We start from the raw sequence: 12,175 nt of genomic DNA, 5'->3' as shown, positions 1-12,175 counted from the left end.
TAAACAAGTCTCTTGTATTTTATATGAATTATTTACGAGTTGCCATTAATATAGATTTATATTATTTACTCTTTTTATTGCTACTTATATTTATTGCTCTGACTTCTTCTTTACTCAGGTCATCTTCTGTATACCCTGTGATTTCATTACCTATCTCAAAATCTTTAGGTACTGGCTTTATTCCATTGTCTGGATCATCTTCAAACCTCGTATTTTCATCTATTATGACCCACTTATCTCCTACTTTAATCTTATTACCATCCTTGCTTATCTCTGTGATTTTGCCACTTATATTTACTGCTATTTTCGCTTTAGGCTTACCTTCTTTATCTATATTTTGACTTATATTACTCTCTTGCTTTCCATTACTATCTTTCTTTTTATTGCTATCTGCTGAATCACATGCTGAAAACATCATGGTAGATAAAGCAACTAATCCTACTATTAATATTTTTGTTTTCATGACTTCCTCCCTTTATATATATGTTATATATATTTATACTTAATTTTGTTATAAAAGTTCCATTTTTATTTCATCACCGATGAAAATTTTATTATCATGTATCTTCTGTTTTATTTTTATTATTGCCCTTGTTATCTTTTGCTTCCTTTTTATTTTGGTCTTTCTTATCTTTATCATCTTTCGATTCATCTTGTTTTTGGTCTTTTTCACCTTTATTATTTTCTGATTCACTCTGTTTTTGGTCTTTATTATCTCCTGATTTATTTTGGTTTTGATTTTTTTTATTTTCTGTTTGATTAGTGTTATCATTTGTCCCATTCTGAGAACTATCTGTATTACTACCATCTCCTCCAACTTCTTTATCAATATTATTTGAAGGCGTCTTATCTGATTTATCACCCTGTGTATATTGCTCATCTTGGTTATTTGAATTACTTTCATTGGTATTTTCTACAGTATATTTGTTTAATCCATACTTAGGTTGTTTAAAATCAAATCCTTTTATTTGCTTTGATTTTGCAAACCTAACTACTTCATTGTATAACATAGGTTCGTCATTTAACATAACTACTTTAAATACATTGAACTCATGCTCATCTTGCTCATCTTTGATACTATCCTTTACTATATAATCAACCTCATCTTGTTTAATATTTAACTTTTTAAGATAAGACTGTATAATCCTTTTACCTTCACTTGTATTGTAAAATGTGCAAATTATTTCTTTGTTTTTATGGTAAACAAATATATACTCACTTAACCCTGTTATTCTTTTGAACCCTGTCACTATAGCATTAAGTATGCCCATATTAAATCCTCCATCAAAATATATTTGCTTATATTTTTTCCATCTATCTTTGTTTATATTTATGAAATTTTAAAACTGCAATAATCATATCTTTGGTATGTTTTTCAACAACAGGCGTTTATTGTGGAAAAACATCTAAGTATTGAAATATATTAGAACTCTCAAGGGATAAAAAATAACCATATTGCAGTAAAATTCTTTATACAAATAATCTTAAAAAACACTGCAGAAATATAATGTATTCGTCTAGCTTCGCTACACAATGAAAAAACATTGAGCTACAAATGATTCAAAACGATATTCGTTTCTTGATGGGAGTATATATTATAATTGTGTCAATGTATAATGTATTATATAATAAATACAGTATAAGCAACTTAAAGGGGGAGTAATATGACAGCTAAATCTTCACTATACGAAGGTACTTTATTATTGGATATGAAAAAAGAGTTCATTGATGTTGATATTTTACTTAATTTATATGTTGAAGAAAACTGTAAAGGATTAACACTATATATTCATAAGGATTTGGATGTGCGTTCTATATCTGGAAAAAACATTCAAAAATATATTGTAGATGATAAAATTTCTTCATGGTCTCCATTTATAACTGAATCTAAAAAGCTTACTATTGTATTTAATAAAGAACTTGTTAAAGGGACTTTTGAAAAAATATTCTTCAAATATAGTGGTAAAATTGGATTATTAGAAAAATCACATGTTAACAGAATATCTTCTTCATACACTGAATTAGGTCTATATTCACCATGGTTTCCTTTAACTGAATCTTTTGCGCATGCAAAATTCAATATAAAAATAAAAACATCAGAACCTACTACTGTTTTAGCAAGTAATGTTATACTCAACGGCAACCATTGGATAATTAACCAAGACTTTGAATCTAATGATTGTTCCTTTATTGTATCAGATAAGTTCTCAACAAATAAACACTCTGTGTCAATAAATTATTTTAATGTAAATTTATACTATATAAATAATGATCACTTAGACATATGCTCTTTTTTAAGTGATAAAATATCAAAGTTATTAAATACATTTAATTCTACGTTTGGTGAAATAGAAAAAGGTATACTATCCATAGTTATCCTTCCTAGAGAACGTGGTGGTGGTTATTGCAGAAAAAATCTGATTGTTTTAGATAATGTTAAGAAAAATACTAATCAAGATACAAAAAGATATTATCTGAAGTATTTAGCTCATGAATTAGCTCATCTGTGGTGGAATAAAGCAAACTCATCTACATATGAAGACTGGCTAAACGAATCATTTGCTGAATATTCTTGCTTAATGATTATTAGAGATATATTTGGAGTAGATGAATTCAATGATACTATAAATAAATATAAAGAAATTTCAAAGAATTTACCACCTATTATAGGCTTAAACCGCTCAGATGAGAATGCTTTTGACGTTCTATATAAGAAGGGTGCATATTTGCTTTACGAATTAGAAGACGAAATAGGGTTATGCAAATTTAACAAATTATTAAAATCTATTCATTCAGAAAAAATAGATACAACCTCAAGATTTCTAGAAAAACTTGAAGTTATTACAGATAAAGCAACTTCTGATAATATGCTTTTACGCCTTCAGAGTTAATTTTAGTCCCTTGGTTAAATATACCAAGGGATTTGTTTACATCATAGCAAACGCTATAATTTTTTTCATTTTTCAAATTTACAAATCCATAAACCACTGCTCCGACCTTCAATGAAAATATAACTAAAAGGGGCTAATGTAAAGCACCCCTTTTATCCTACTACTATTAATAATAAATAATCCTTGTACAATAAAGTGCTTCTGTTTTACATTGATATCCATTTTTTTTTGACATTTTATACCCTGCAAATTTAGATAATGACATTCCTTCACCCCCTTTTTCCATTATTTAAATTATAATACATTCAAGTTAAGCCATAATCATTATTTGTCCATTATATTTATTAAATCCTTTAATAAAAAAGGCTGTCCCATTAATTATGACAGCCTCTCTTATTTTGTACTTGTATTATTTACTTTTATATACTCTAAAGTTAACAGCAAATTCACCTTTCTATTTTATATAAAACATGAGGTGATAATGGATTGTTCAAATCTAAATTAGGATGATTAAATTTCTTAACATACTCCAACCCAATCTTTTGCATTACTTTTTGTGATGGCTCATTAATAACAGACGTAAAACTATAAACTTCTTTAAATCCTAATACTTCAAACCCATAATCTATACACGCCTTAGCTGCTTCTGTGGCATAACCTTTACCCCAATCTTCTCTACGAATCCTCCATCCAATTTCCACACAAGGTGTAAAATCTATATGAAATGTAGCTATATGAAATCCTACAAAGCCTATAAATTCTCTCTTTTCCTTTGATTCTACTGCATAAAGACCATACCCTTTATCACTAAATTCCTTCTTTATTACATTGTAAAAGTTCTTTGTTTCCTCTTCTGTTAGTACTTTAGGTAAGTACTGCATAACCTCTTTATCTTTATTCATATTACAAAATATCGGTATATCTTCTTCTTGCCAATCACGAAGTAATAATCTTTCTGTTTCTATGTAAAACATCTTAGAGTCTCCTATCTTCATTAGTTCTCAACTTTATATTTCAAATTATATCATAAATTTGTTATAAATGTAAAACGATAGATAATAATGCAACTTTATATATTCTTTCACAATAGTAAAACATATATATGTGCTATTTTGTAAAAACTCTTTAGCTATCCACTATTAGACAGCTTAAATATGTATATTTATAAATTAGTATTTTATTATACTTCTAATCAACTGTATTTTTCTTCAAAGTTTCTTCTTTTAATTCTTCTAGTTTCTCACCTATCGATTCATTTAATTTGTTTATACCTTCCTTTAACTCTGCTAATCGTGACTTCTTATCCTTCACCGTCATTCCACGCATTTCATCAAGTTTTATCTCGGCTTCTAGTACTTTTGCTCTACCTTCTATATCATTTTTTACTGACATTAAACTTTTATTTTGTGTTAGCAATCCGTCAAGCTTTACTATATCATTAAATATTTTATTGTCCTTATCTCCTATTTGTTGTTTTTTTCCTTTTTTTTCTTTATCTTTGTCATTTAATTCGTGGTTTTGGATTTTTGAAATTTGATCATCTATATTTTTTAATTGTTCGTCATAGGATTCTATCTGAGATTTAATTTCTCTTATATCGCCCCCTCTTTCAAGAGTTTTACTTATTAGATCATTTTTGTTATCTATAATACTTTGTTTTTGCTTGTTTAACTGATCTAGTTTTGATTTATTTTTGCCCTGTTTGCTTATTTCTAAAGAATTGGACTTTATCATACCAAATTTGTTAGCTTTAACATCTTTATTTGTATTTAAGCTGTTAATATGATTATTTATTGCATTATTATTACTAGCCTGATTACTCAATCCTCCTGTTATTTTCATGATATCACCCCTATATAGTAATTTAATTTTAATATACATCATTATTTATATCGGCAGATTAGATGTATATTTAAATTAAAAAGTTATACATAGTTAGAGTATTAAGACAAAAAAGTAATAAAATTTTTAAATTGAATCAGCTATTGTACATGTAACCTTATTTATTCTATTATTCTAGTAAAAAATTTCTTCAAAAATATCTTTTTTTGAATACATCTACATATATTGTAAATTGAGGAGTACTTATTATCTTCCTTAAAAAAATATAATGAAGGAGGCTATAAAATGCCAAAACCATTAGATCCAATGCTTATCCCTAAATACATTAACGAATTGTCCATTCCACCAACATTTAAACCTACTATAGTAACTAATCCAGTTACAGGTGAAGAACAAAGTCATAATTATACAATAAGCATCGCTCAATTTAAACAACAAATACTTCCATCAGAATTTCCCATGACTACGGTGTGGGGATATGAAGGTACTATTGAATGTGACCATTTACATCCTTCAACATATTTCAATAGTAGTCCAGGCGCTACATTCGAAGCTATTAGAGGCATACCTGTCAATGTGCAGTGGGTAAATAACCTTACTGAGCCAAGTTTATTTGCAGTAGACCCCACTTTACACTGGGCAAACCCAAATGACATCCCAACACCAACTCCACCATTTCCGCCATTTCCACCAGGATTTCCTCTAGCACAAAAACCTGTCCCTATTGTTACACATTTACATGGTGGAGAAGTTAGATCTGATTCTGACGGTGGTCCAGATACATGGTTTACAGCTGGCGAGGCAATGAAAGGGCCAGACTTTACAAAATCTCGCTATACTTATCCTAACGAGCAAGAAGGAGCAACACTTTGGTATCATGATCATACTCTAGGTATCACTCGTATTAATGTATATGCTGGTCTTGCTGGATTTTATTTGCTACGCGATTTAGATAGTAAAATAGAGCCCCTGCTTCCTAAGAAGCCATATGAAATTCCAATAGTTATTCAAGATCGTTCATTTTTTGAAGATGGTTCATTATTGTTTCCTAGCGATGGTGTTAATCCTGATGTTCATCCATACTGGATTCAATCTTTCTTAGGTAATACTATTATGGTTAATGGTAAAGTATGGCCAAATTTAGATGTAGAACGTAGGCAATACCGATTTAGACTAGCTAATGGATCGCATTCTCGTTTCTATAATCTTAAGCTCTCAAATAACCAATCTTTTATTCAAATTGGTTCGGATGGCGGATTTCTAGCTTCCCCTGTTGAATTAAAAGAACTTTTAATTTCACCAGGAGAACGCGCTGATATATTAATAGACTTTTCTAAACTAGATCATGGAACTAAAATCATTTTTACTAATGATGCTCCAGCTGTTTTCCCTAATGGAAGTCCTCCTGATCCAGATACTGTTGGGCAAATTATGCAATTCACTGTACTTGAAACTCCAGCAGTACCTCCTGCTAAACTTCCAGCAGAACTAAATAAAATACCTACACTAGTACCAAATGTACCTAAAAAAATCTTAACTCTTAATCTGGTAAGTGGGCCAAACGGGCCTCTAGAAATATTATTAGATGGTCAAAAATTTACCGCTCCTATTTCAGAATTGCCTATAGTTGGGTCAACGGTAACGTGGGAAATTGTAAATTTAACTGGAGTTACTCACCCTATTCATATACATCTATTGCAGTTCAAAATGCTTAACCGTCAAAAATTTGAAAGGATTAAATATACAGAAGATTGGACTAAACTTAATGGTGAACCTCCTCTTCAGCATCCAACAATACCATTAGACGTTAAGCCTTATCTAGTAGGTAACCCCATAGACCCAGATATGAATGAACGAGGATGGAAAGATACTATTCGAGCTAATCCAAATGAAGTAACTAGAATTATTTTGCGATTTGCACCTCAAGATGCAAATCCTAAAAAAGCAAAACCGGGAGTAAATTTGTTCCCATTTGATCCTACTTTTGGCCCAGGATATGTATGGCATTGTCATATGTTAGACCATGAAGATAATGAGATGATGAGACCACTTAAAGTTATTTCTAGTCCTATACCTGAAGCAAATCCACAATCTTGTTGTCAAGTTATCACTACAGGAACAACACAGCTAGTACCGCCTGCATTAAATGATGCTCCTTTAATACATAAAAATACAGTGCACGCCAAAATTGAAAAAGTATGTCCTGAAAAAGTCGTAATCAGTGGCTTTATTCGTAGATCTATCGCCTATACTGCTATCTTAGAAAATGGTAATGAAAAGAACCACGAAATTATAGATGATATACCTTTTGAATGTGTCATTGATAGGGAAGATGCTAATGAAGGTGATGATTTTCAAATTACAGGTGCATCTATATTATGTGAAGTATTTGCACGAACACAAAACTTTAGCACAAACAACATCACAAATCAACTATTGGCTTATAAATTTGTAGAAAAAGACATCGTTAAAATCTGCATAAGAAAAGGATGCAGTTAATTTCTATTTCAAATAATTCATCCGTATTATTCTGACTTTAGTACGGGCAATTTTTTAGCATAGAAGTAATAAAAGCGTAACAACCATCCTCTCGTTACGCTTTGCTTCTATTTTAGTTTAATTTTTATATGCTTATTATTTATAAGAAAATCTCCTTGATATATTTGGTGTACACTGACGCTGTCAACTATATAAAAACTAAAAAGTTATAAATTTTATATCTCCCCAAATACCTAGTTTATCATTTATCACAATCAATATCCCGATAATATCAGGTATACTTTTAACGAATCTAATTCCTTTAGTTATATCTTCTTCTGATTTTATGATATTGCAAGTTGCGGTTGCTACTGCATCTGCTAGTATAGTATCTTTAGATAACACAACAACTGCATCAGCCTTTCCAAAGCTTAATGAGTGCCCTATCATTCCTGATGAAGTACATATACCTATTGGAGATTCATTAGGATTTATTTCAATTCCTATTTTTTGCGAGAGAGGTGATGTGCCGGCATAAATCGAAATAATTCTTTTTTTATTTGTAGCTACAAATAAGTCTCCTCCATTTTCTATGATTATTTCATTGCTATGTTTTAATAAATCCTTCCCTACATACTCCGCCATAGCTCCAGCTACTCCAGCCATAGGTCCAACACCAGCTCGGTTTGATGCATTAATCATAGCATTTGCTATCAAAGGCGCATTAACATCTTCTTTAATAGGTTTTAGAGAGTGAATAAACTTTTTGTTCATATTGCCGTACATCTCCAATTGAGACCTGTATTTTTTAATATACTGCATAGCTTCTTTTTTTAAATCAACATCTGCTGAAATATATAAATCTGTTTCTTTTATAATTGCAGTAAAATTAACTAAATTCGAAGTCTTCAAGCTTTTTCTATAAGTTCTTTCTTCATACATACAATGCACCCTATACTATATATATGAAATAGCTCTAGTAGGACATGCTCTTTTACATAGTTTACATGTCAGGCATTTTTTACTGTCAACCTGTATATGCCAATTTGCATCCATATTTAATGCAGATGCTTCACAAACTGCCGTACATGCACCACAGTTAACACATTTATTTCTATTTATATTAATACTGATATTAGACTGAGCTAATCCTATTCCTTCTTTTTTAAGATAATTTATAGCATTAATTATCTCACTTTCTTTTCCTTTAATTTCGATAAAGAAATTTCCATTTTCATTACATTTTATTTTTTTTGTTGTTGTCATTTATCATTCCTCCTTAATTTTCATTGCCTTAACTATATTGTTTTGTGGAAACCGTTGTATAGGCTCTTGAATAAAAAAATCACCATTCTCTATCCAAAATTTAAGCTCATTAGCAATTTTTCTAGCTTTCTGTAAACTAGATAGTGGAGTTGTCTTTATTTCTTTTCCATCAATTACTACTTTTCCACTTCTAAGTTCTTCATAGCTAACTTTCGCCACTGAAGGTTTATTTTTTTTCTTAACACTATAATCTATAACACTTGTATATATGTCTTTATTTTCTACACATACCTTTTTCATCATATCTTCATCCAATATTGGTATTGGGATACCTATACCTACAAAAATAGATGTACCATAGTTTTCAAATACAGCAGGCTGAATATACTCAGTATCCATATCCTTCAAATCTCCAATAACAGCTAGTGTTGCTGCTGGTCCTAAAGTCACACCATTAACACCTCTATTAGCCGATGAATTAAACTGTGTTCCTTGCCACGACACATATCCTTGAGCCCCTGCTAGGAAAATCCTAGTACCTATTCCTATAGTTCTGTAATTAGGATCATTTAGCAATGGACTAAGTTCTCCTGATGTAGAATAGTTAATATTACCCTTGCTTGGCTTTAATATTCCCATATATGTGTATATCTTTTTATCACTAGTATTTATTGCGGCTGCATAATTTTGATAAGCATTTCTAGGATTAAAAAGATAAGCCTCATTTAGGTCTTCTAATCTTACATTAGTTTGTACTTCACTTCTTGGATAACAATCTGTAGGACTTGCTTTGGCTTTCAATTCTATTTCTTTACCATCTATTAAATCACATATTACATGAGCACCACCATATTCTCTTCCTCTGTCTAATGATTCTTCTGTAGCACCTATGTAGGTATCAACTGCTGCAAGCCCTCCGCATGCCGTAACATTGTTTAGCGTGATTTTGCTCATCTTAATAGGCGGGTCTGAATGCCCGAAATTTAAAAATGCCCCAGATGAACACATAGGTCCAAATGTTCCTGTGGTTACTACATCTACCTGCTTAGTAGCTTCTTCTATTCCTTTTTCTTTTACAATACCGATTATTTCTTCTGCAGTTACAACCACTGCTTCCCCTTTCCTGATTTTTTCATTGATTTCTTGATAAGTTTTTTTAATCATCTTTTAACTTACACTCCTTTCTTTGTGAATAAAGTTTAATAGTTTTTAAAATTTAACTAACTATTGTCACGTTATGATATATAATATAAAAAAACTTTCTCTAAATGATATAGAGAAAGTTCGTTGATAACTCTTATCATTCGGCTATGCCGCTGGTTTTAGCACCTTGCATAAAGCAGGTTGCCGGACTTCTATGGGCCAGTTCCCTCAGTCACTCTTAATAAGATTATTTAATTCGTTCTAATATATTTTTATAAAATTTGTTGGTATACCAACTTAATTAATAAAGATTATAAACTAAATATTATGGGCTGTCAACAAAAAAGTTTTATTAACTTATTCAATACTACATTTCTATTTTATTTCAAAACTGAACCTAAAAAGGGATTAAGTAACCATTGAGTTGCCAAAAACATCAATAAATTAACAATAAATAAAAAATAACAACTATCCAATATCTTCGTTATAATTAAGTCACCAATACTACTTCATTACAGAAGAATAAAGCGTAACAACCATCAAGTCGTTACGCTTCACTACTTCTTTAGATTTAATTTCTATTTGCTTACTAGTATTATCTATACGAAACTCTCCTTTGTATATTAGATGTGATACTGGTATTATTTTATACCCCTGTTTTGTCAGTTTATCTAATATTAATGGTAAAATGATTAAAATTATTTTACATATCATTTTTAGTAGTTCAACATTTAAGTTACATGATTATTCAACCTTAATCTTTGTTATATTATCATCGTATATTGAGTATAAAAAATCAAAGCTTATATTTTTTGCTTTAGCAAATTTATCATCATTTAATCTAATAGTATCATTCTTATCGATACAATATGATTTAGAACTTTCTTTTCCCTGAAAATTTATACGCAAATACGGCTGTTGTATTGTATCACTACATTCTTTAAACTCAGCTTTATTAAATAACTCTGTTAATTGTTTTATTTGTTCTTGATCTTCTATTATAGCTACACTACTATTAAAACCATACCCTATTACAACAGTGTTTATATCCATATTTTCTTGTGTTTTAGAGTTTTGGCATCCCACTATAAATAATACAATTAGAAGTGAATATCCCAATATAAAATTCTTCATCTGACCTACCTCTCTCACTAATTAATTTAGAAATCAATCTTATATTTCCAAAAAGTGTTTTTAACTACTGTAGGATATGGGCAATGCATTTCGGGATGTCTATATAGTCCATATCCTCCCCATTTTGAAACCACGGTTACATTAGTTCCATTTACTGATGATATTATTCCTGAATGTGCTTTACCCTCTAAAGGATAAAAAATTCAGTATCCATTTTTAGGTGAAGAAGATTTCTTATAACTTCCATCACTCATATATTTACTTGGATTATCCATCCACCATGTATTTCCACTAGATACATTGTACCAAGCATAATCCTTTTATTATTTTTTTCCTAGGAAAATTATTTCTTGAATATAATGTAAACCAGCTAAATTTAATTGTCAATATTTTCTTATGATTTTAATTTTTACTTAATTTAATATTTAATTTCTTTGTTTTTTATAGGGCGTGGGGAAACCCCACATTTATAACTATTAACTATACCAATAGGAAGCTTGAATGTTATTATATATATCCCATCAGTAATATAATACGTTTCATTACATAAAAATAAAGCGTAACAACCCTCAAGTCGTTACGCTTCACTACTTATTTAGATTTAATTTCTATCTGCTTACCAGTATTATCTATACGAAATTCTCCTTTGTATATTAGATGTGATACTGGTACTATTTTATACCCCTGTTTTGTCAATTTATCTAGTATTAACGGTAAAAACTGCTCTACATACTTGGAGTTGTTATGAAATAATACTATAGAACCATTTTTTACATTTCTGGTTACTTTATCTATGATATTCTTAAAATCAACTACTCCTATAAAACTTTTGCTAGATTATTTCTTACACAAAAAGCGTAACAACACCTCAAGTCATTACGCTTCTCTATTTATTTAGCTTTAATTTCTATCTGCTTACCAGTATTATCTATACGGAATTCTCCTTTGTATATCAGATGTGATACTGGTACTATTTTATACCCCTATTTTGTCAGTTTATCCAATATCAACGGTAAAAATGTTCTACATACTTGGAGTTATTGTGAAATAATACTATTGAACCATTCTTTACGTTTCGGTTACTTTGTAAACAACTGGTTGAATTCCATAAGATTTTCAATCAAAACTATTAGCACTGGATATAAAAATACAACCCTGTATTAAAGCCGTTTCCAAGGCATAATACACAATAGCTTCTCTTTAATTGTTGTTTTATTTATCTAATTTTATGTATTTTTTATATACTCAAATAAATAGGAGTTAATCACATTCGTTTATGCGATTAACTCCTATTTTATTATTTCAATATTTCTATTTCTACTATTTTGCCCTTGTCAGGAATTAATCACACAAACCAATATTTCTCTAATCTCGGAGATATTGTTTTCTTTAACACTTTTATCTCTTACACATTACTATCT

The 12,175-nt window shown here is 30.0% G+C and carries 12 protein-coding genes and 1 riboswitch; of the genes, 3 read left to right on the top strand and 9 right to left on the bottom strand.

The window, feature by feature from the left end; all coding sequences use genetic code 11:
• Positions 1 to 61 precede the first annotated feature (61 nt).
• Positions 62 to 463 (bottom strand): hypothetical protein, encoded by a 402-nt coding sequence (locus P3X86_RS11375; protein WP_483292811.1) that lies wholly within the window; start codon positions 461 to 463, stop codon positions 62 to 64.
• A 94-nt stretch (positions 464 to 557) separates the two neighbouring features.
• The gene (locus P3X86_RS11370) at positions 558 to 1,271 is read right to left on the bottom strand and encodes a hypothetical protein (protein WP_483292810.1); all 714 of its coding nucleotides are present in this window, start codon (positions 1,269 to 1,271) and stop codon (positions 558 to 560) included.
• 393 nt (positions 1,272 to 1,664) lie between these two features.
• Between P3X86_RS11370 and P3X86_RS11365 the strand changes: the two genes are divergently transcribed.
• Positions 1,665 to 2,891: a M1 family aminopeptidase gene (locus P3X86_RS11365; RefSeq protein WP_483292809.1), complete on the top strand. Its 1,227-nt coding sequence runs from the start codon at positions 1,665 to 1,667 to the stop codon at positions 2,889 to 2,891.
• Positions 2,892 to 3,337: 446 nt separating this feature from the next.
• Here P3X86_RS11365 and P3X86_RS11360 read toward each other — a convergent pair whose 3' ends face one another.
• Positions 3,338 to 3,865: a GNAT family N-acetyltransferase gene (locus P3X86_RS11360; protein ID WP_483292808.1), complete on the bottom strand. Its 528-nt coding sequence runs from the start codon at positions 3,863 to 3,865 to the stop codon at positions 3,338 to 3,340.
• A gap of 214 nt (positions 3,866 to 4,079) precedes the next feature.
• The gene (locus P3X86_RS11355) at positions 4,080 to 4,733 is read right to left on the bottom strand and encodes a hypothetical protein (protein ID WP_483292807.1); all 654 of its coding nucleotides are present in this window, start codon (positions 4,731 to 4,733) and stop codon (positions 4,080 to 4,082) included.
• Between the two features lie 285 nt (positions 4,734 to 5,018).
• Between P3X86_RS11355 and P3X86_RS11350 the strand changes: the two genes are divergently transcribed.
• Positions 5,019 to 7,232, top strand: coding sequence for a multicopper oxidase family protein (locus P3X86_RS11350; RefSeq protein WP_483292806.1), 2,214 nt, complete (start codon positions 5,019 to 5,021; stop codon positions 7,230 to 7,232).
• A gap of 198 nt (positions 7,233 to 7,430) precedes the next feature.
• On the opposite strand, the gene P3X86_RS11345 is transcribed toward P3X86_RS11350, so the two are convergent.
• The 5 genes from P3X86_RS11345 to P3X86_RS11325 form a co-directional block, all read right to left on the bottom strand.
• Entirely contained in the window at positions 7,431 to 8,153 is a 723-nt protein-coding gene (locus P3X86_RS11345; protein ID WP_483292805.1) for a UPF0280 family protein, read from the bottom strand.
• A 15-nt stretch (positions 8,154 to 8,168) separates the two neighbouring features.
• Positions 8,169 to 8,477: an ATP-binding protein gene (locus tag P3X86_RS11340; protein ID WP_483292804.1), complete on the bottom strand. Its 309-nt coding sequence runs from the start codon at positions 8,475 to 8,477 to the stop codon at positions 8,169 to 8,171.
• Between the two features lie 3 nt (positions 8,478 to 8,480).
• Positions 8,481 to 9,641: a homocysteine biosynthesis protein gene (locus tag P3X86_RS11335; RefSeq protein WP_483292803.1), complete on the bottom strand. Its 1,161-nt coding sequence runs from the start codon at positions 9,639 to 9,641 to the stop codon at positions 8,481 to 8,483.
• 130 nt (positions 9,642 to 9,771) lie between these two features.
• A riboswitch (SAM riboswitch) is annotated at positions 9,772 to 9,868 on the bottom strand.
• 256 nt (positions 9,869 to 10,124) lie between these two features.
• Complete coding sequence (locus tag P3X86_RS11330; RefSeq protein WP_483292802.1) at positions 10,125 to 10,334, bottom strand: hypothetical protein; 210 nt, start codon at positions 10,332 to 10,334, stop codon at positions 10,125 to 10,127.
• Positions 10,335 to 10,364: 30 nt separating this feature from the next.
• Complete coding sequence (locus tag P3X86_RS11325) at positions 10,365 to 10,754, bottom strand: hypothetical protein (RefSeq protein ID WP_483292801.1); 390 nt, start codon at positions 10,752 to 10,754, stop codon at positions 10,365 to 10,367.
• Positions 10,755 to 11,933: 1,179 nt separating this feature from the next.
• On the opposite strand from P3X86_RS11325, the gene P3X86_RS11320 reads away from it, so the two are divergent.
• Positions 11,934 to 11,978, top strand: a complete 45-nt coding sequence (locus P3X86_RS11320; RefSeq protein WP_483293038.1) for a YjcZ family sporulation protein — start codon at positions 11,934 to 11,936, stop codon at positions 11,976 to 11,978.
• Positions 11,979 to 12,175: the final 197 nt, after the last annotated feature.

The organism is Abyssisolibacter sp. ZYX002, assembly GCF_056892235.1.
The sequence above is the reverse complement of the archived record's forward strand: the minus strand, read 5'-3'. Positions and strand labels throughout refer to the sequence as shown.

What these genes read in the sequence shown, in the direction of transcription:
- P3X86_RS11375 (WP_483292811.1), bottom strand. Translation starts at nt 463, where the DNA reads ATGAAAACAAAAATATTAATAGTAGGATTAGTTGCTTTATCTACCATG.
- P3X86_RS11370 (WP_483292810.1), bottom strand. Translation starts at nt 1,271, where the DNA reads ATGGGCATACTTAATGCTATAGTGACAGGGTTCAAAAGAATAACAGGG.
- P3X86_RS11365 (WP_483292809.1), top strand. Translation starts at nt 1,665, where the DNA reads ATGACAGCTAAATCTTCACTATACGAAGGTACTTTATTATTGGATATG.
- P3X86_RS11360 (WP_483292808.1), bottom strand. Translation starts at nt 3,865, where the DNA reads ATGTTTTACATAGAAACAGAAAGATTATTACTTCGTGATTGGCAAGAA.
- P3X86_RS11355 (WP_483292807.1), bottom strand. Translation starts at nt 4,733, where the DNA reads ATGAAAATAACAGGAGGATTGAGTAATCAGGCTAGTAATAATAATGCA.
- P3X86_RS11350 (WP_483292806.1), top strand. Translation starts at nt 5,019, where the DNA reads ATGCCAAAACCATTAGATCCAATGCTTATCCCTAAATACATTAACGAA.
- P3X86_RS11345 (WP_483292805.1), bottom strand. Translation starts at nt 8,153, where the DNA reads ATGTATGAAGAAAGAACTTATAGAAAAAGCTTGAAGACTTCGAATTTA.
- P3X86_RS11340 (WP_483292804.1), bottom strand. Translation starts at nt 8,477, where the DNA reads ATGACAACAACAAAAAAAATAAAATGTAATGAAAATGGAAATTTCTTT.
- P3X86_RS11335 (WP_483292803.1), bottom strand. Translation starts at nt 9,641, where the DNA reads ATGATTAAAAAAACTTATCAAGAAATCAATGAAAAAATCAGGAAAGGG.
- P3X86_RS11330 (WP_483292802.1), bottom strand. Translation starts at nt 10,334, where the DNA reads ATGATATGTAAAATAATTTTAATCATTTTACCATTAATATTAGATAAA.
- P3X86_RS11325 (WP_483292801.1), bottom strand. Translation starts at nt 10,754, where the DNA reads ATGAAGAATTTTATATTGGGATATTCACTTCTAATTGTATTATTTATA.